The organism is Staphylococcus argenteus (genome assembly GCF_000236925.1).
In the GTDB taxonomy this organism is placed as follows: Bacteria; Bacillota; Bacilli; order Staphylococcales; family Staphylococcaceae; genus Staphylococcus; species Staphylococcus argenteus.
The window spans coordinates 566,254-587,437 of record NC_016941.1 but is presented as its reverse complement, the minus strand read 5'-3'; the positions used below and the strand labels follow the sequence as shown (position 1 = coordinate 587,437).

General features: G+C 33.6%; 17 protein-coding genes. 3 read left to right on the top strand and 14 right to left on the bottom strand.

Annotated features, from left to right (window positions below; genetic code table 11):
* Window positions 1-226: 226 nt before the first annotated feature.
* The 4 genes from sdrC to tadA all read right to left on the bottom strand — a co-directional run bounded on the left by sdrC (window position 227) and on the right by tadA (window position 5,906).
* Window positions 227-3,379, bottom strand: a complete 3,153-nt coding sequence (sdrC, locus tag SAMSHR1132_RS02690) for an MSCRAMM family adhesin SdrC (protein ID WP_001060522.1) — start codon at window positions 3,377-3,379, stop codon at window positions 227-229.
* A gap of 453 nt (window positions 3,380-3,832) precedes the next feature.
* Window positions 3,833-4,399 (bottom strand): NADPH-dependent FMN reductase, encoded by a 567-nt coding sequence (locus SAMSHR1132_RS02685; protein ID WP_000677254.1) that lies wholly within the window; start codon window positions 4,397-4,399, stop codon window positions 3,833-3,835.
* Window positions 4,400-4,418: 19 nt separating this feature from the next.
* Window positions 4,419-5,288 (bottom strand): Cof-type HAD-IIB family hydrolase, encoded by an 870-nt coding sequence (locus SAMSHR1132_RS02680; protein WP_000593374.1) that lies wholly within the window; start codon window positions 5,286-5,288, stop codon window positions 4,419-4,421.
* 147 nt (window positions 5,289-5,435) lie between these two features.
* Window positions 5,436-5,906, bottom strand: coding sequence for a tRNA adenosine(34) deaminase TadA (tadA, locus tag SAMSHR1132_RS02675; protein WP_000180285.1), 471 nt, complete (start codon window positions 5,904-5,906; stop codon window positions 5,436-5,438).
* 66 nt (window positions 5,907-5,972) lie between these two features.
* Between tadA and SAMSHR1132_RS02670 the strand changes: the two genes are divergently transcribed.
* Window positions 5,973-6,590 carry a deoxynucleoside kinase gene (locus SAMSHR1132_RS02670; RefSeq protein ID WP_001039515.1) on the top strand — a complete coding sequence of 206 codons (618 nt, stop codon included), beginning with the start codon at window positions 5,973-5,975 and terminating at the stop codon, window positions 6,588-6,590.
* Window positions 6,583-7,245 (top strand): deoxynucleoside kinase, encoded by a 663-nt coding sequence (locus SAMSHR1132_RS02665; protein WP_001067251.1) that lies wholly within the window; start codon window positions 6,583-6,585, stop codon window positions 7,243-7,245. Before SAMSHR1132_RS02670 ends, SAMSHR1132_RS02665 begins: the two co-directional genes overlap by 8 nt.
* Before the next feature lie 116 nt (window positions 7,246-7,361).
* Here SAMSHR1132_RS02665 and SAMSHR1132_RS02660 read toward each other — a convergent pair whose 3' ends face one another.
* The 6 genes from SAMSHR1132_RS02660 to SAMSHR1132_RS02635 all read right to left on the bottom strand — a co-directional run bounded on the left by SAMSHR1132_RS02660 (window position 7,362) and on the right by SAMSHR1132_RS02635 (window position 15,020).
* A complete protein-coding gene (locus tag SAMSHR1132_RS02660; protein WP_000454776.1) occupies window positions 7,362-8,045 on the bottom strand; it encodes an HAD family hydrolase in 684 nt (227 codons plus the stop codon).
* A gap of 250 nt (window positions 8,046-8,295) precedes the next feature.
* Window positions 8,296-9,372, bottom strand: a complete 1,077-nt coding sequence (locus SAMSHR1132_RS02655; protein ID WP_000082513.1) for a branched-chain amino acid aminotransferase — start codon at window positions 9,370-9,372, stop codon at window positions 8,296-8,298.
* A 334-nt stretch (window positions 9,373-9,706) separates the two neighbouring features.
* Window positions 9,707-10,672, bottom strand: coding sequence for an NAD-dependent epimerase/dehydratase family protein (locus tag SAMSHR1132_RS02650; RefSeq protein ID WP_000723309.1), 966 nt, complete (start codon window positions 10,670-10,672; stop codon window positions 9,707-9,709).
* Window positions 10,673-10,904: 232 nt separating this feature from the next.
* A complete protein-coding gene (locus SAMSHR1132_RS02645) occupies window positions 10,905-12,539 on the bottom strand; it encodes a ribulokinase (RefSeq protein ID WP_000122330.1) in 1,635 nt (544 codons plus the stop codon).
* Window positions 12,540-12,695: 156 nt separating this feature from the next.
* Entirely contained in the window at window positions 12,696-13,574 is an 879-nt protein-coding gene (gene hchA, locus SAMSHR1132_RS02640; RefSeq protein WP_000189894.1) for a glyoxalase III HchA, read from the bottom strand.
* Between the two features lie 258 nt (window positions 13,575-13,832).
* Window positions 13,833-15,020 carry a glycine C-acetyltransferase gene (locus SAMSHR1132_RS02635; RefSeq protein WP_000250811.1) on the bottom strand — a complete coding sequence of 396 codons (1,188 nt, stop codon included), beginning with the start codon at window positions 15,018-15,020 and terminating at the stop codon, window positions 13,833-13,835.
* 170 nt (window positions 15,021-15,190) lie between these two features.
* Between SAMSHR1132_RS02635 and SAMSHR1132_RS02630 the strand changes: the two genes are divergently transcribed.
* Entirely contained in the window at window positions 15,191-16,363 is a 1,173-nt protein-coding gene (locus SAMSHR1132_RS02630) for a M20 family metallopeptidase (RefSeq protein ID WP_042355870.1), read from the top strand.
* 230 nt (window positions 16,364-16,593) lie between these two features.
* Here SAMSHR1132_RS02630 and tuf read toward each other — a convergent pair whose 3' ends face one another.
* From tuf to rpsL, 4 genes are all read right to left on the bottom strand, one after another.
* The gene (gene tuf, locus SAMSHR1132_RS02625; protein WP_001040566.1) at window positions 16,594-17,778 is read right to left on the bottom strand and encodes an elongation factor Tu; all 1,185 of its coding nucleotides are present in this window, start codon (window positions 17,776-17,778) and stop codon (window positions 16,594-16,596) included.
* Between the two features lie 218 nt (window positions 17,779-17,996).
* Window positions 17,997-20,078, bottom strand: coding sequence for an elongation factor G (fusA, locus tag SAMSHR1132_RS02620; RefSeq protein WP_000090313.1), 2,082 nt, complete (start codon window positions 20,076-20,078; stop codon window positions 17,997-17,999).
* Between the two features lie 122 nt (window positions 20,079-20,200).
* Complete coding sequence (gene rpsG / locus SAMSHR1132_RS02615) at window positions 20,201-20,671, bottom strand: 30S ribosomal protein S7 (protein ID WP_001137495.1); 471 nt, start codon at window positions 20,669-20,671, stop codon at window positions 20,201-20,203.
* Window positions 20,672-20,736: 65 nt separating this feature from the next.
* A complete protein-coding gene (gene rpsL, locus SAMSHR1132_RS02610) occupies window positions 20,737-21,150 on the bottom strand; it encodes a 30S ribosomal protein S12 (RefSeq protein ID WP_001142337.1) in 414 nt (137 codons plus the stop codon).
* Window positions 21,151-21,184 lie beyond the last annotated feature (34 nt).

Genomic DNA, 21,184 nt, shown 5'->3' with positions numbered 1-21,184 from the left:
TTTAATATTTGAGTTTAAATAAGGTTTTTTATAAGTTTTGTAGTATTTGTTTGATTATCATGAAAATAGTATTATTCAACCGTAAAATAAATAACTTTTCTTTTCTAATTCATAGACACTTACATTTTTACATCGAATTAAATTGTATCTGCTACTTACATTTTTTATGTCTGTGTATTACTAAATACAAAAACCAGGTCACACGGACCTGGTTATGCTAAACATATTATTTGTTTTGTTTTTTACGACGACCGAATAGTAATAATGATCCTAATGCCGCAAATAATCCACCGAATAATGTAGCGTTATTTGTACCATTGTCTTCACTACCTGTTTCTGGTAATGCTTTTGCTTTATTGTGATGATCTTTAACCGTACTCATTGGTTTAGCCGGTGTATGTTTACCTGCATCTGAGTCTGAGTCGCTGTCTGAATCTGAGTCGCTATCTGAATCTGAGTCACTATCTGAGTCAGAATCGCTATCTGAGTCGGAATCGCTATCTGAATCTGAATCGCTATCTGAATCTGAATCGCTATCTGAATCTGAATCGCTGTCTGAATCTGAGTCGCTATCTGAATCCGAGTCGCTATCTGAGTCGGAGTCACTATCTGAGTCGGAATCGCTATCTGAATCTGAGTCGCTATCTGAATCTGAGTCACTGTCTGAATCTGAGTCACTATCTGAATCTGAATCGCTATCTGAATCCGAGTCGCTATCTGAATCTGAGTCACTATCTGAATCTGAATCACTATCTGAGTCTGAGTCGCTATCTGAATCTGAGTCACTATCTGAATCTGAATCGCTGTCTGAGTCGGAATCGCTGTCTGAGTCTGAGTCGCTATCTGAATCTGAGTCACTATCTGAATCTGAATCACTATCTGAGTCTGAGTCGCTGTCCGAGTCTGAGTCGCTGTCCGAGTCTGAGTCGCTATCTGAATCTGAGTCGCTATCTGAATCTGAATCGCTATCTGAGTCTGAGTCGCTGTCTGAATCTGAGTCGCTGTCTGAGTCTGAGTCGCTGTCTGAGTCGGAATCACTATCTGAATCTGAATCGCTATCTGAGTCTGAGTCGCTGTCTGAATCTGAATCGCTATCTGAGTCTGAGTCGCTATCTGAGTCTGAGTCGCTATCTGAATCTGAGTCGCTATCTGAGTCTGAGTCGCTGTCTGAATCTGAATCGCTATCTGAGTCTGAGTCGCTATCTGAATCGGAGTCACTGTCTGATGTTTCTTCTTCGTAGTAGCCGTTATCAAGTGTGAAATCATCATGATCCGTAATTGTTACGTCAACCTCGCCACCATCGGCATCTTTATCATCTTCAGTTGTATTTGTACCTGTTTGTGTTAAGCCAGCAGGCTTTTCAAAGATAACTTTGTATTTACCGCTGTCTAAATTATCAAAACGATATTTACCATTTTCATCAGTTTCAGTAGTTCCAATTACTTCGCCTTTTTCATTTTGCAAAGTAACTTTAACGCCTTTAATTCCTTTTTCAGTTGGATCTTGTTTACCGTCTTTATTACTATCGTACCAAACGTAATCACCTAAACTGTATTTTGGTGTTTTGTAGAAACCACTATCTAACGTCATGTTATCAGCATCTTTGATGACACCTGTTGTTGTTAGTCCATCAGAATCTACAGCATCATCAGTCCCTGCGTTTGCAGTTGTCGGTGTGTAACCGGTTGGTGTTGAAAACTCTACACTATATGTTCCATTGCTCAAACCTGTGAACTGATATTTACCATTTTCATCTGTAGTAGTACGATCTAGTTCTTTACCGTTACTATCTTTAAGAATGACATAAACACCTTTAATTCCTTTTTCATTGGCATCTTGTTTACCATCTTTATTAGTATCTTCCCATACATAATCACCTAGATTATATTTCTTTTGATCGCCATTTGCAGTAGAAGAACCATTTACATTGGAATAACTATTTGACCAACTATACTTAGTTTTATCAGTATCTAAAATATAATCAATTTTCCCATTATCAGTTGAAGTATTATCTGGATATGCAACTTGTTGAATAATATATTGTTTATTACTGCTGGATTGTCCTTTCATTAAGTCAACTGTAGCAGTTTTATTATCATTACTATATTTAATATCGAACTGATCAGTGACATCTTTAAGTTTTGAAGTATCTGGTGTAAAACTATCAACAAATTGATTTTGATCTGTCACTTCATATATTTTAAAGTTTTTTGCATTTGGATTAAATTTATAACCTGTTAAATTAGTTACAAATGTTTCTTTTGTATATGTATTTTTAGGTTGGTTTACATACGCAGTCATATTACGTGATAAATCTTCATTATTAATATAATTAGTACTAGAAATAAGTGGTTGTGTTTTCTTATTCCCATAGTCTACAATGACATCTTTACTATATGAGTCATTACCTAGAGTTACTTCCATTTTATAAGTTGCTTTGTCAGTTGTTGCATTTTCACGTTTCGCAAATGAAACTTGCTCAATACTACCACTAACATTTGTATATTGATCAACGTAATTCGTAAATGTATATGTTGTTGTATTTGTTGCACTATCATAAATACCTTTGGCAATAATGTTACCTTGAGCATTATATAAATTTTGTGTTTGTGATGGTAATCTTACAGAACCCGGACGGAAATATTGTCCATATTTAAAAGTAAATGTATCTCCCTCTTTAACAGAATCATCGATTGTGTAATTTGCTTTTAATTTTAAAACGTCACTTGAAGTTGCCCAAAACTCAGTATTACCAGTATCTTTATTTAAGTGTCCTTTATCAATCGCAATATCAATATTTGAAAAATGAACTTTATCGTTAACATTTGTACCTGTTTGTGGTGCTGCAACAGTATTTACTGCCATACGATTTAACGTTCTTGGTTTAATAGTCGTTGTTTTAGGCGTAGTTGAAACGTCTTTTGCCTGTGTTAAATTACTTTTACTAGATTCGTTACTATATGTAGTTGCTGCTTTATCATTTGTAGTTACTTTATTATTTGTTTGTGTAGTAGATTGATTAGCAGTAGCGATTTGTGGTGATTGCGTATTTCCACTAGTTTTTTTAACTGACGTATCATTACTCATCGTTACTTTAGGCTGTTCTGAAGTTTTTGTTTGTACATTGCCATTTTGTTGACTACTATCAACTTTTTCACTGACCTGCTTCTCATTTGTTCCAGTTGCTTCATTTTTCGCCTTATTTATTTCTTCACTTGTGCTTTCTGCAGCTTTTGCTTCGTGATTACTTAACCCAAAAATTAATGTCGTACCTACTAAAATTGAGGCTGTACCTACTGTATATTTTCTTATTGAAAACTTGTTTAATTTACTTGGCATCATGCCATTTCTAGTTGTTGTTGTCTTTTTATTATTCATAATAATACTCCTTTAAAATATCAAAATTTGATAAATATAATAAATTGCATATATAAATTTCTGCCTTACTATCGTAATACACTTTTTAATAAAGTACAATACTTTAATTATTTTTCTTTATTTTATAATGCATTTTTACTTAATAATTTAATTAAAAACCTTTTAAGACCGCGCTATTTTTAATATTTATTTTCTTAGATTGATTTAAATTAGTTGTATATTATTTTTAATGATATTTTTAATTCATTTGCATATTCAATTCAACACTACATTGTATTTAATTAAATAACATTGCTCTCAATTACCAAAGATAAACCTATTTGTTTTTGTACTTTTATACAAAAAAATGAATAAAAAAAGGTATGCCACCTCAAAGCAAACATCTCTCAAGTTAGACTTAAAAGTTACATACCTGAATATACAATGCGTATTTTCTTATTTTATTTACTCGCTTTATTTTAAATGTTCGTAAGGACTATTATGTGCAAACGATACAATTTGGTCGACAAATAATCTCGCACGTAATTGGAACTCACTATCGTTTAAATAATAAGTACCATCTTCATTTTTTGCAAAATCAGAATCATGTGTCGCAATTTGAGTTGGTACAGCAATACCTAACAAACTTCTGACAATAACTCTTAAATGTGACAGTGGCTCTGAACTTACAATTCCTCCACTATTACCAATTAATCCTACTGGCTTCATTTTAAAATAATCCATATTTAAGTGGTCTAGTGCATTTTTTAAAATACCTGAATATGAACCGTGATAATTTGGTGTACCCAAAATTAAAAAATCTGCCGCCATTGCTTTATCTTTTAAATTTTTAATATTTTGTTTAATTTCATCTACAGAAGGAGTTGTTCCAGAAAAATCTAATTGATTTAATGGGTTTTCAGCTAAATCAAATATTTCCGCTTCAATATTATGTGTTTTAAAATGTTCTGTTAAATATGTTGCTAGTGCATTTGTGTGTGAGTTCACTTGTGCACTTCCAATAATTATTAATCCTTTCATGATTGACCCCTCTTTTTTATTAATCTTGTTGTTCACGCAATAATTTCATGATAGCTTTACCTACACCACTATTTTCATTAGTATCTGTGATATATTTTGCAATTTCTTTTACTTCATCAGCACCATTTTCCATAGCAACTGGGTAGCCAGCTTTAGCTAACATTGATACGTCATTTAAATTATCACCTATGGCCATAACATCTTTCATTTCAATACCTAATCTTTCAGCTATCGTTTCTAATGCTATGCCTTTTTGAGCATCTGAATGTGTAATTTCGATATTACCTCTTGATGACGATGATACTGCTAAGTTTGGAGATTCAGCTAAAATTTTACTCGCTTTGTCTATTTTTTCTAAATCTGCATCAAATGCTAAAATTTTCATAATTAACTCGCCAGGTATATCTTCAATCGCATCATAATTATCAACGACTTTTAACGTACCATTATCGATGCGTCTTTGAATACCATTTCTAATACGTTCAACGTTTGCATGTTGACCTGCACGTTCAGCAATATCGATATAAATTTCCAAATCTCTTTGAGGATCTTCCGTATAAATTGCTCGACTCGTGTATACTTGATAATAAATATCTGCATCTTTTAATACTTTAGTAATCTTATGTACTAATGATTTATTAAGGTGTGATGTGCTCATTACATTAAATGTTTCATCACGTACTTCTGCACCATTCAAACAAATATAAGGTACTACTAAATCCGTATCTGCAACAGGTGCTTGTGCTTCATAAAAAGCTCGACCAGTCGCAATTACGACTGTTATTCCTTGTTCTTGTGCGTATTTAATTGCATCAATGTTAGGTTGAGAAATTTCATGTGCTGCATTTAGAAGTGTACCATCCATATCTGTGGCTATTAATTTTATCATTATGTTACCTCGTTTCGTTATTTTAAAATCATGTTATGAAATTCAAAAAATATTCTCAGCGCACATACTTTTCTATTTACATTTATATTGTCATTAATTTATCTTATAATGTAATTCTAACAAATTTTAATTAGTATGTACTATCGTCTACTTGGTGGATTTCTTATTGGCTCTTAAGTTTTTGAAAAATGTTGTTAATAACGTACTGCATGTTTCTTTAAGTACACCTTTATCAACAATTGCACGATGATTAAAATCAGACTGTTGCAATAAGTTCATTAAACTACCACTACAACCACCTTTTGGATCGTCTGCACCATAAACTACTCTTGGTATACGACTCATTACAATCGTACCTGCGCACATAACACAAGGTTCTAAGGTTACGTATAATGTACAGCCTTCCAAACGCCAACTACCTAATACTTTTGCTGCACGTTCAATTGCAATATGTTCAGCATGTGCTGTTGGTTGTTGAAGTGTTTCTCTTAAATTGTGTGCTCTAGCGATAACTCCATCATCTTTAGTAATGATGGCACCTATAGGCACTTCGCCTAATTGTGCAGCTTTTTTAGCTTCTTCTATCGCTAACGTCATAAAATATATATCATTTGTCATTTATGTCCAGATACCTCACTTATGGTACAATACTCAATGTCTATTTTAACATTTGGAGATGTGAATATGAACAAACCTTTTATTGCAATTGAAGGACCTATTGGCGTAGGAAAATCTTCACTTGCACACAAACTAAGTCAAACTTTAGATTTTTATGAAGAAAAAGAAATTATCACTGAAAATCCATTTTTATCAGACTTTTATGAAGATATCTCTAAATGGAGTTTTCAAACTGAAATGTTCTTTTTATGTAATAGATATAAACAATTTCAAGATGTAACACAACTCAATCAAGGCGTTGTTAGTGATTATCATATACATAAAAATAAGATATTTGCTAAAAATACTTTAAATAAAACTGAGTTTCAAAAATTTAGTAAAATCTATGATATTTTAACAGAAGATATGATTATGCCGAATATGATTATCTTTTTAGATGCAGACCTTGATGTGTTAAAAGCAAGAATCGCTAAACGAAATCGTAGTTTCGAACACCAAATAGAAGATGAGTATCTTTTAAAGTTAAAAAAGGACTATCGTGAATATTATGATTCATTACAAAATAATGGTGCGAACGTTGTTTTAATTGATACAACTTCTATTGATTTTCTAAAAAACGAGCAAGATTATGAAGATATACTACATATTATATTACCTATGATAGGAGATATTACAAATGAATAATTACGGTATTCCACAAAATGCCATTATAACCATTGCAGGTACTGTTGGTGTTGGTAAATCGACACTAACAAAAGCACTTGCTGATAAATTGAATTTTAAAACTTCTTTTGAAAATGTAGATCACAATCCATATTTGTTTAAATTTTATAGTGATTTTGAACGTTGGAGTTTTCATTTACAAATTTATTTTTTAGCAGAACGTTTTAAAGAGCAAAAACGCATGTTTGAATATGGTGGAGGCTTTGTCCAAGACCGCTCGATTTATGAAGATGTGGATATTTTTGCAAAAATGCATGAAGAAGAAGGTACAATGAGTCAAGATGATTTCAAAACATATTCTGACTTATTTAATGCCATGGTCATGACACCTTATTTTCCAAAGCCAGATGTATTAATTTACTTAGAATGTGATTACGATGAAGTTATTGACCGAATTATTGAACGTGGTCGTGAAATGGAAATGAATACAGATCCTGAATACTGGAAAAAATTATTTAAACGTTATGATGATTGGATTAATAACTTTAATGCATGTCCCGTTGTACGTATCAATATCAATGAATATGATATTCACGAAAATCCTGATTCATTAAATCCTATAATTGATAAAATATCACGTATTATACAAACATATCGTCAAGTAGATACGCGATAAAAGATTTAAGACATAGTATAAATGCTTTACTTTAATGTATATTCCATAGAAATCATCTATTACCATATTGAATTTCTATGCGTACATTGTTCTGCATTTACACTATGTCTTTCTTTTTATTTTAATACTTCTAAAATATCTTTCGCACTGTTTAAAATTACATCCGCTTCATGCAATTCCTCTTTAGTTGCTACACCTGTTAATACACCTATTGCCATCCCTATATTTGCATTGCTAGCTGTTTTCATATCGTTGGCCGTATCACCTACAATAGCCACTTGATGAGGCGCCACTTGATGATTATCAAATAATGGTGCTAAAACTTTAGGATCGGGCTTCTCATAGGCATGGGCTTCTGTCGAGATAATAATATCGAATAATGATGTTGCATTCGTATGAGCCAAAAATTGCTCTACACCTTTTTTAGTATCACTCGTTACAACACCTAGTTTGTATCCTCGTGATTTCAACTTTTGAAGTGTTTCCTCAACACCATCTACCCAATTAATTTCAGGAATTCGTTCATCTACAAGTTTTTGACTTGTCGACTTTGACCATTCAGTTGTATCTTGTCCTGTCACATCATTAAATGCCGCTATAATTTGCTGTAATGAACCAGATCCCATTACTGATTTTGGATCAATAGACTCTTTAATAACACCTAATTGTCTAAGTGCTTCTTCTTTATTTTGTACTGGAAATGTATCTAGTAACGATTCTACAAATCTTACGCCTATTTTTTCCCAACTTCTATCAAATTCAATTAAAGTTCCATCTTTATCAAATAATATCCATTCCATTAATATCAATACTCCTGTTTATTTATTCGTATTGTGCTTAATCTAAGATGATTGTTGCTTTTGCGAAAAATGAACACGCAGACGCAATGTTTTGTGATTACTTTTTTTAATATAATAAGTGAAATCCCCTTCAATGCTAAACAATAATCATTGTAAACTTTACTTTGTTACCATGCTTCGCTTAATTGAAAGGGATTTTGGTCATGATTAACTTTTATATATTGTTGTCATGATCATATTTAATTTTCGATTAATATTTAGGTACGATGACTCTCCAACCATTTTTATCTTCTAAAGAGCCATTTTGAATACCAGTGTAAACATCATATAATTTTTGAGTAATTTCACCAGTTTCATTATTATTAATTACAATTTCACGATCTTCGTATCTTAAAGTACCAACAGGTGAAATAACTGCTGCTGTTCCACTACCGAATACCTCTGTTAATTCGCCTTTATCATATGCCGCAAATAATTCATCAATTGAAACGCGACGCTCTTCAACTTCATATCCTAAGTTTTTAGCTAATTCGATAATAGACTTACGAGTAATACCTGGTAAAATACTACCATTTAATTCTGGTGTAATCACTTTACCATTTTCAACGAAGAAAATGTTCATACTACCAACTTCTTCAATATACTTCTGTTCAACACCATCAAGCCATAATACTTGGTCATAGCCTAATTTATTTGCATTCGTTTGCGCTAATAAACTTGCTGCATAGTTACCAGCAACTTTTGCAAAACCTACACCACCGCGAACAGCACGTACGTATTCATCTTCAACATAGATTTTAGTTGGTTTTAAAGTTTCACCACCATAATATGCGCCTGAAGGTGATAAAATAATTAGTAGTTTATATTGATGTGACGCACCTACGCCTAGTGCACCTTCTGTAGCAAAGACGAATGGACGAATATATAAAGATTGTCCTTCTCCTTCTGGTACCCATTCTCTTTCCAGATCAACTAATTGTTTAAGACCTTCTAACAATTCAGCTTCGTTAACTTGAGGCATTTCTAAACGCGCTAATGAGTTATTTAGACGTTTAAAGTTTTCTTCAGGACGGAAAAGAGCTACTTCTCCATCTTTTTTATATGCTTTTAAACCTTCGAATACTGATTGTCCATAGTGAATACCTTGCGCAGCTGGTGAAATTTCAATCGGACCATAAGGCACAATTTTTAAATCATGCCATCCTTTATCTGCATGATAATCATAACTCAACATATAATCAGTAAAATATTTACCAAATCCTAATTGAGATGTATCAGGTTTTTCTTTTAATGTTTCGCGTAATTCAACTTTAACTGGTTGTGACATGATGATTGCCTCCTAATAATATAGTTTAAGAATTTGTTTAACTTAAATTATAACAATCCCTAATTTACTGTTCAATAAATTTTCTAAAAATTCAAAATTAATTAACACTTTTTCAGAAAGCCTATATCTTTTAGTATAAACGTATTAATTTCATAGAAACAAGTAATCTGTGTTTTAATAATATCTTTTAAATACAAAAAACTCTTTATTTAAAAATGAACTACACCTATAAATCCATTGTCTATAAGAAGACAAATAAGAAATCATGCAATAGTTTATTTAAATAAAGAGTAATTTAAAATGATATAACGTGTATTATAATACGTGGAATTAATTAGTTATTAATTTTAGTATTATCTTTTTGTTCGATAGCTTCTAACATTAATTTTGTCGTGCTTGCTAAATCATATTTTGGATCAAAGCCCCATTCACCACGTGAACAACTAGTATCAATAGAATCCGGCCAACTATCTGCAATACCTTGTCTAATTGGGTCTACATCATAATCTAACTTAAATTCTGGATAATATTCTTGTATTGCCTCTTTTACCATTTCAGGATCAAAGCTCATTGCACTTAAATTATAACCATTTCGAGTTTCTAACTTAGCATCGTCAGCTTCCATTAATTTAATTATTGCATCGATCGCATCATCCATATACATCATGTCCATATATGTTCCTTTATCTATGAAACTTGTATAATGACCATCTCTCACTGCTTTAAAGTAAATCTCGACTGCATAATCGGTCGTGCCACCGCCTGGTTCTTTAACATGAGAAATTAAACCAGGGAATCTTACGCTCCTAGTATCCACACCAAAACGTTTAAAATAATACTGACATAACAATTCTCCAGCTACTTTATTAACACCATACATGGTAGTAGGTTGTTGAATTGTAACTTGTGGCGTATTAACTTTAGGCGTTGAGTCTCCAAATGCACCAATTGAACTTGGCGTAAAGAAATGTAAGTTATATGTTCTTGCTGCTTCTAAAGCATTCATTAAGCCACCCATATTTAAATCCCATGCAAGAATTGGATTTTTCTCTGCAGTCGCCGATAATAGAGCAGCCATATGCATTAAACTGTCAGCTTCAAAGTCCCTAACCAACTCAAACATACGATCACGGTCTGTAACATCTAAAATTTTAAATGGTCCATTTTGAACTGGAGAATCTGCTTCAGGCTCTCTAATATCTGTAGCAAGAACATTGTCTGTACCATAGATTTCTCTACATTTAACAACTAATTCAGTGCCAATTTGTCCTAATGCACCAGTTATCATAATTTTTTTCATAGAAATATCTCCTTTGTCTCTTCTATATAGCCTAAGTCCATCATGTATGGACATAATATTCATTTTCACATTAATTATAATATAAAAGCGCTTTCTTGTATATATGACATGCACATAAACATATACAACTGTTTTATTGAAATAGTGTTTTTACAAATTTCAACTTTCATAAATGTTTTTATAAGAATAAATGATTATATACTTATTAAATTTAACTGTTTTAAAGATATGCTCACATATTTCTTAACTGTTGAACTTCTTTCATAATATTAGCCTTTTTATAACCATGAATATCATGTAATGACTTATATGCTTTGAATAATTGTTCATATCGTTGCACTTTCTCCGTTTCCGGCTCTATTTCGTATAATATTGGCTCTTTCATCGCATCAATAGCTTCATGTATAGAGTTGTGTGCTCCACCACAAACAGCTCCTAGTATTGCAGCACCTATTGCTGGTGCGTATTCACTGTCCATAACGACTAATTTTTTATTTAAAACATTGGCATATATATCCATCATAATTGCATTCTTTTTAGGTATGCCACCACATGCAAATACTTTCTCCACTTCCATATGCCAATCTTGATATTGTTGCATAATCATCTTTGTTCCAAACGCAGTTGCTTCTAAATACGCTCTATAAATATCTTCGTGTTTTGTTTGTAAAGTCAAACCAAAGATAGATCCTGTTAAATTACTATCACTTAAAACACTTCGATTTCCATTATGCCAATCAAGTGCAATAATTCCGTTTTCTCCTGGTAGTTGATGTTCAATTTTTTCATTCATTAATTCGAAAACTGTAATACCTCTTTTTTCTGCTTCTTCAACATATGATTTAGGTGATTGTTTAGCAACATATTCAAACAAATCACCTACTGCTGACTGACCAGCTTCATATGCATATAAATCTGGTATAATAGCGCCTTTAACAGAACCTGAAATACCAGGAACTTGATGTTGTTTTTCATTCAACATAAGATGGCACGTACTCGTACCTATTACCATCGTCATTTCTTTGTCTTTTTCTGATCCTATACCTAATAAACTCGCGTGTGCATCAATGATAAACGGACTTACCATCGTTTCTTTTGACAATCCTAATTTTCGGGCCATATTTTCAGATATTTTCCCTACAGTTTGACCAATATTTACGATAGGCGCAGACACTTTTTCTCTAATCACTTCAGACAACTTGGGATCAATTTTATCAAATAAATCATAATGAAATCCTACATTTTCTTCCCAAAATGATTTATATCCTAGTCCACAATTTGAGCGTATATTTTTATTAGTTAACTTATTAACAATCCAGTCTCCCGCTTCCATAATATAAGCTGTTTTCTCAATAATTTCTGGTGCTTGGTTCATAACTTCCATAATTTTGGGAATCATCCATTCACTGCTCACATTATAACCATAATGTCCCAACCACTCATTTTTGTTTTCTAATGCTGTTTGATACAATTTTTCTGCTTCTTTATATGCGCCATGGTGTTTCCATAATTTTACATAAGCATGTGGATTATTTTTAAATCGCTTTAAATTATGAATAGGATTAAGATTCTTATCAGTAAAGATAACAGTAGATGAGGTGAAATCTATACCAATACCAACAATCTTAGCTGGATCTATTTTGGAATCAGTTATTAAATGCGCTATACCTTCATCTATGATTTCTAGATAATCATTACTATTTTGCAATGCATATGTATGTGGTATTTTTAAACCATTGAGTTCATTTTCAATTACACCATGTGTATAATTTTTTACAAATTTTGAAACAACTTGACCATTGGCTGTATTTATTAAAAATACACGCCCTGATGCAGTTCCGAAATCTATTCCAATACTATAAGACATTTTCTTTCCCCCGAATCTCTTTTAACCACTTCTATTATCGTAAGCGTTTTCTTAAATCATACTCGTATTGGATACTATTTTACAAGTCATGCCTTAAAAATCAGCATAAAAAAAGAGCTCTCATAAAAATGAGAAACTCTTTTAATCAATAAACAATTATTTATCTTGAATAGCCTTTAACATTTCATTAACTGCTAATTTGCCTAATTCATTTGAAGCTAACGGACTGTCACCTGTAAGTAGCTTGCGATCTTTTAAAGTTTTACCTGTCATGTCATCATTAACAACTTTTAATCCTTGTTTAGTTAATAAATCAGCAACTAACCATTTTAAACGACCAGGTAAGTATCCTATTTCAATATTTGCACCTTCATCTAGTGAATCTGGGAAGACACAAACAGAATATCCTTCTAATGGAGATTTATCTCTGTTAAGTCCTGCTGAAAGTAGTGCCGCTGGTCCATGACATAATGTAATTATAAATCGATCATTTTCCAATGCCCAATCTAATGTTTGTTGAACATCTTCACTTTCTGAAATACCAACAACTGCAGCATGTCCACCCGGAATAAATACTGATAAGTAGTCAGAATCTGGACCTAAATCATTTTTGATTACGTCAGCTAATTTTTTAGGTTGCTTTAATTTTTCTTTTAATTTGTTATATGTGCTGATTACTGCTTCGTCTTCAGTCGGCATTGCCCATAGTTCCAATTTAGCAGGATAACCTGATAAAGTTGCAACATCAACATCAAAACCAGCTTCCATCAAATGATGTAAAGGTAATAACATTTCGACTGGATGATTACCTGTTGAGAACATTTTGCCATTTCCTAACAACACATATCTTTCTTCTGCAGCAATCATTAAAACTTTCCATTTGCCTTCTTTATATGCATCTTTATGTTCTACACCATCAAAATCCGTTTTTGGCGCAGTATATTGACTTAATGAATATGGTGAAGGGAAAAACGCATTATCTTCTGCTTTATCTGGTGTTGGTTGCTTACTTAAATTATTTACATCTTGTGTCATAGTTAATTCCTACTTTCTCTCTATATTTAATATTGGTATAGACAAATAATACGCTCACTAAACATTTATAGCAATGAATCAGCTTTAAACTTCATCTCAGCTTACTTAACTTTTTCTATGAGCATTTGATATTATTAAATCTAAAAAGCTATTTAAACCTTGTTAAATGATTTCTTGAAAATTTAAAATCTTTTCACTGTATTATTAAAATAAAAAGAAACCCACGCTATATTTTCGTGAGTTTCTACTGGAGTGATACTAAATTAAATTCATTTCTTTTCCAACTTTTTCATAAGCTGCAATTGCTTCGTCTAACATTTCTTTTGTATGTGCTGCTGTTGGCATATTTCTAACGCGTCCAGTACCTCTTGGCACAGTTGGAAATACGATAGACTTAACATAAACGCCTTCATCTTTTAATCGTTTACTAAATTCTTGTGTTGTTTTTTCGTCACCAATAATCACTGGTGTAATTGGTGTTTCAGACTCACCCGTATTATATCCTAATTTTGACAAACCATTTTTTAAATACTTGGCATTGTCCCATAACTTGTCATGTAATTCAGTTGATGCCATTAATTTTTTAACTGCTTCTGTAATTGCTTTAGTATCTCCAGGTGCTAATGATGTTGAGAATAAAAATGGTCGAGACTGAGCTTTCAACCAATCGATTAATTCTTTTGTACCTGCAACATAACCACCAACGACACCAATCGCTTTAGATAATGTACCAATTTGGAAATCAATTTTATCTTGTAAACCAAAATGTTTAACTGTTCCAGCACCTTTACCCATTACACCTGAACCATGAGCATCATCAACATATGTTAATAAACCATATTCCTCAGCAATTTCTACAATTTCAGGTAATTTTGCCACATCACCATCCATGCTAAATACGCCATCAGTAATATACATCACCTTATTGTATTGACCTGATTCAACAGCTTCTTTAGCTTTAGCACGTAAATCATCCATATCTGAATGGTTAACTCGAATAATTTTAGCTTTAGATAAACGACATCCATCAATAATAGATGCATGATTAAGCTCATCAGATAAAATCGCATCATTTTTGTTCATTACAGCTGAAATAGCCGCCATATTACAATTAAAACCTGATTGATATGCAATCGCAGCCTCAGTTCCTTTAAATTTTGCTAATATTTCTTCTAATTCATCGTGTAAATCTAAAGTGCCATTGATTGTACGAACAGCACCAGCCCCTACACCATGTGAGTCAATTGCAGCTTTAGCAGCATTTTTTAAATCTTCATTTGTTGCTAGTCCTAAGTAATTGTTTGAAGATAAGTTAATATACGATTTCCCATTGATTTTAATTTTTGGTCCGTTTGCACCTTCAATTGTATCAATTTCATTGTACAAACCATTATCTTTTAGATAATTTATATTTTCTTCTAAAAACTCATGTAATGATTGAACCACAGTGTGTAATCCCCCTTTAGTATTGTTAGGTAATAACTTAATCATACAGTAATTTCAATAAACTTGAAAGCCTTATCATTTAATGACAAATGTGTTAAAGCAATCATTTGGAATGATGAATTCATTAAATGTTATACTATAATCAATATTTTGAGAAAGTAGTGATTAAGGTGTTAGATTGGTTTCAATTAGCGAATAGCAAAGAAAATAAAACCATTCAACTGAGAAGGTATTTACATCAATATCCTGAGTTGTCATTTGAAGAATTCCAAACACATGATTATATTGTTAACCAATTAAGCCAACTATCATGTGATATCGAAACACCTATTGGACGCAATGGTATTAAGGCAACATTTAAAGGCAATGGTGATGGTCCTACAATTGCGTTGAGAGCAGATTTTGATGCATTGCCTGTCGAGGAATTAAACGATGTTCCTTATAAATCTAAAAATCCTGGATGCATGCATGCTTGCGGCCATGATGGGCATACAGCTATGTTATTGACTGTAGCAGAAATACTAGATGAACATAAGCAATTATTGAACGGGAACGTTGTATTAATATTCCAATATGGTGAAGAAATAATGCCAGGTGGCTCACAAGAAATGATTGACGCTGGATGTTTAGAAAATGTAGACAAAATATATGGAACACATCTATGGAGTGGTTATCCTACGGGTACCATTCATTCACGCGCGGGCGCTATTATGGCATCACCTGATGAATTTAGTGTCACTATTAAAGGTCGTGGTGGACATGGCGCAAAACCACATGAAACGATTGACCCAATTGTAATCATGGCAGAATTCATCTTGAGTTCACAAAAAATTATATCTCGCACCATTGATCCAGTAAAACAAGCCGTACTCTCATTTGGTATGATTCAAGCAGGTACATCAGATAGTGTTATCCCAGATCAAGCATTTTGCAAAGGGACAGTTCGTACTTTTGATTCAAGTATTCAAGAACATGTAATGCAGAAAATGGATAAATTACTACAGGGCTTAGCAATTGCAAACGATATTGAATATGACTTGAATTATATTAAAGGTTATTTACCAGTTCATAATAACGAAAATGCATATAATGTTATTAAAACAGCAACGAATGACTTACATTTACGCTTTAATGAATCAGATTTAATGATGATTGGGGAAGATTTTTCACATTATTTAAAAGTTAGACCTGGAGCCTTTTTCTTAACTGGATGTGGTAATGAAAGTAAAGGTATTACAGCACCACATCATAATCCAAAGTTTGATATCGATGAAAAGTCGTTGAAATATGGTGTTTCAGTTTTCTTAAAAATATTAGAACTAGAACACGTATTTAAAAGTTAACCAAATATAAAAGACTTTAAGATGTGTTTTATTTTAACAGATAAAATAAAGCGCATCTTATTTTTATCTAGTTACTTAATTATTCAGTCACATTTAACACTAGCGATTTATTATAAATATTAAGTGTGGAGTAATATTTTATATTTGATTATGTATACGTATTCTAAAAAGCAAAAAAAGACCCCTCAAATGAGGGATCTTCTTTTATATAAATTCTAAGAAATTAGAAATTATTTAATGATTTCAGTAACAACGCCTGATCCTACAGTACGTCCACCTTCACGGATTGAGAAACGAGTACCGTCTTCAATCGCGATAGGAGCGATTAATTCTACTGTCATTTCAACGTTATCACCAGGCATTACCATTTCAGTACCTTCTGGTAAGTGTACAACACCAGTTACGTCAGTAGTACGGAAATAGAATTGTGGACGATAGTTTGAGAAGAATGGAGTGTGACGTCCACCTTCGTCTTTTGATAATACGTAAACTTCTGCTTTGAATTCAGTATGTGGTGTAATTGAACCAGGAGCAGCTAATACTTGACCACGTTGTACGTCTTCACGAGCAACACCACGTAATAATGCACCGATGTTGTCACCAGCTTCAGCATAGTCTAATAATTTACGGAACATTTCAACACCTGTAACAGTTGTTTTAGATGTGTCATGTAAACCGATGATTTCAACTTCTTCACCAACTTTGATTTGACCACGTTCAACACGGCCTGTAGCAACAGTACCACGACCAGTGATTGAGAATACGTCCTCAACTGGCATCATGAATGGTTTGTCAGAATCACGTTCTGGAGTTGGAATGTAAGTATCTACAGCTTCCATTAATTCTAAGATTTTTTCTTCGTATTTAGCATCGCCTTCTAAAGCTTTTAATGCTGAACCAGCGATTACAGGTACGTCGTCACCTGGGAAGTCATATTCGCTTAATAAGTCACGAACTTCCATTTCTACTAATTCTAATAATTCTTCATCGTCAACCATGTCAACTTTGTTTAAGAATACTACTAATGCTGGTACACCAACGTTACGTGATAAAAGAATGTGTTCACGAGTTTGTGGCATTGGGCCGTCGGCAGCAGATACTACTAAGATACCGCCGTCCATTTGAGCAGCACCAGTGATCATGTTTTTAACGTAGTCAGCGTGTCCTGGGCAGTCAACGTGAGCGTAGTGACGTTTGTCAGTTTGGTACTCAATGTGAGAAGTATTGATTGTGATACCACGTTCTTTTTCTTCTGGAGCGTTGTCAATCATGTCATATGATTGTGCAACTGAGTCACCATTTTTAGCTAATACAGTAGCGATAGCTGCTGTTAAAGTAGTTTTACCATGGTCAACGTGACCGATAGTACCGATATTGGCATGTTCTTTAGAACGATCGAATTTTTCTTTTGCCATTATAAAATCTCTCCTATTCTGATTAAAAATAATATTTAAATTTATCTCTCATGATAGTTTCTCACCATCATGAGAAGATCATTTATAGCGATTGCAAAAAGAATTTTACAATTCTTTTATAATGCATTCACCCCAAAAAATCAAACTATAAAGATGATAGCTTAGAATTAAGCTCACCTTGTATTTTAACCTAGGCTAGCTAGTCAAAACAAGTTATATTATTCACCTTTATTTTTCTTGATAATATCTTCAGCGATTGATTTTGGAACTTCAGCGTAGTGATCGAAGTACATAGTGTAAGTACCGCGACCTTGAGTGTTAGAACGTAATGATGTTGCATAACCGAACATTTCTGAAAGTGGTACATAAGCGTTAACAACTTGTGCATTACCACGTGGTTCCATACCATCAACACGTCCACGACGAGATGTTACGTCACCCATGATGTCACCCATGTATTCTTCAGGCATTTCGATTGTTACTTTCATCATTGGTTCTAAGATAACAGGATCACATTTTTTAGCAGCTTCTTTAAGTGCTAATGATGCAGCAATTTTGAAGGCCATTTCAGATGAATCGACATCATGGTATGAACCATCATATAATTTAGCTTTAACATCAATTAATGGATAACCTGCTAAGACACCATTTTCCATAGCATCTTTAAGACCAGCTTCAACTGATGGAATGTATTCACGAGGAACTACACCACCAACGATAGCGTTTTCGAATTCGAAACCTGCGCCTGTTTCGTTTGGTGTGAATTCAATATGAACATCACCGTATTGACCACGACCACCAGATTGACGAGAGAATTTACCTTGAACTTGTGCAGATGATTTGAAAGTTTCACGATATGAAACCATTGGAGCACCTACGTTACATTCAACGTTGAATTCTTTCTTCATACGGTCTACTAAGATGTCTAAGTGAAGCTCACCCATACCACCGATGATAACTTGTCCAGTTTCTTCGTCAGTGTGTGCATGGAATGTTGGGTCTTCTTCTTGTAATTTAACTAAAGCTTGAGTCATTTTATCTTGGTCAGCTTTAGATTTTGGTTCTACTGATAAGTGAATAACTGGCTCTGGGAATTCCATTGATTCCAAGATAATGTCATTTTTCTCACCACATAAAGTATCACCAGTACCTGTATCTTTAAGACCTACCGCAGCAGCGATATCTCCAGAGTATACAGTATCGATTTCTTGACGTGAGTTAGCGTGCATTTGTAATAAACGACCTACACGTTCACGTTTACCTTTAGTTGAGTTCTTAACGTATGAACCAGATGTCATTGTACCTGAGTACACACGGAAGAATGTTAACTTACCAACATAAGGGTCAGTCATAACTTTGAACGCTAATGCAGCAAATTCAGCTGAATCGTCTGCTTTCGCAATTACTTCTTCTTCAGGGTTGCTAGCACGGTGACCAATAATTGGTTTAACGTCTAGAGGTGAAGGTAAGTAATCAATTACAGCGTCAAGCATTAATTGAACACCTTTGTTTTTGAAAGCTGTACCACAAAGTACTGGGTAGAATTCTACGTTTGTAGTAGCTTGGCGGATAGCTTCTTTTAATTCAGCAACTGAAATTTCTTCGTCACCAAGATATTTTTCCATTAATTCGTCGCTAGTTTCTGCAACTGCTTCGATTAAGCTAGCACGAGCTTCTTCAGCTCTATCTAAGTGATCTTCAGGAATTTCAATTTCTTCAATTTCAGTACCTAAATCATTTGTATATTTGAAACATTTCATTTCAACTAAGTCAATGATTGCTTCGAATTCGTCTTCCGCACCAATTGGTAATTGGATTGGAGCAGCGTTAGCTTGTAAACGATCATGTAATGTACTTACAGAGTATTCGAAGTTAGCACCTAATTTGTCCATTTTGTTTACAAATACGATACGTGGAACACCATAAGTTGTAGCCTGACGCCAAACTGTTTCAGTTTGAGGTTCAACACCTGATTGTGCATCAAGTACTGTAACTGCTCCGTCAAGTACACGTAATGAACGTTCAACTTCTACAGTGAAGTCTACGTGTCCAGGTGTATCGATAATGTTTACACGGTGACCTTCCCAAGCTGCTGTTGTTGCAGCAGATGTGATAGTAATACCACGGTCTTGTTCTTGTTCCATCCAGTCCATTTGTGAAGCACCTTCGTGTGTTTCACCAATTTTGTGGATACGGCCAGTGTAATAAAGAATACGTTCAGTCGTAGTCGTTTTACCAGCATCGATGTGAGCCATGATACCGATATTACGAGTTTTTTCTAATGAAAATTCTCTAGCCATGTATTTTTTCTCCTTCCAGTTTATATTACTGAATAAATACGATAGATATGGCGATGCCCTAAGCATGAACGCTTAATGATAAATCATTAATATAGAACACACTCAGGGTAAAAGCTTTTATCTTACCAACGGTAGTGAGCAAATGCTTTGTTTGCTTCAGCCATTTTGTGAGTGTCCTCACGTTTCTTAACGGCACCACCTGTATTATTTGCTGCATCTAAAATTTCGTTAGCTAAACGATCTTCCATCGTTTTTTCACCACGAAGACGTGCATAGTTAACTAACCAACGTAATCCTAAAGTAGTACGACGTTCTGGACGAACTTCTACAGGTACTTGATAGTTAGAACCACCTACACGACGAGCTTTAACTTCTAATACTGGCATAATGTTGTTGATTGCTTCTTCGAAAACTTCTAATGCATCACGACCACTGCGTTGTTCAACTAAGTCGAATGCTGAATAAAGAATTCTTTGTGCTGTTCCACGTTTACCATCTAACATAATTTTGTTAATTAATTTAGTTACTAACTTTGAGTTATGAATTGGATCTGGTAATACGTCTCTTTTAGGTACTGATCCTTTACGAGGCATAATGTAAATCCTCCCTTCCTTATATTAAATATTTTAATTGTAAGATTTAGCTATGAACTAAATGCTTAGTTTTTAGGTTTTTTAGTTCCGTATAATGAACGACCTTGTCTACGTCCGTCAACACCTGAAGTATCAAGTGCACCACGTACGATATGGTAACGCACACCTGGTAAGTCTTTTACACGTCCACCACGTACAAGTACAACACTGTGTTCTTGTAAGTTATGTCCGATACCAGGGATGTATGCGTTGATTTCAATGTTGTTTGATAAACGCACACGTGCATATTTACGTAACGCTGAGTTAGGTTTTTTAGGTGTCATTGTACCTACACGAGTACAAACACCACGTTTTTGTGGTGAGTTCAAGTCAGTAAATTTTTTCTTTTTACTGTTGAAACCTTTATTTAAAGCTGGAGAATCTGATTTTTTGATTTTGCTTTGTCTTGGTTTACGTACTAATTGGTTAATAGTTGGCATGTGATATGTCCTCCTCTCTTCACTTTTTAATCCC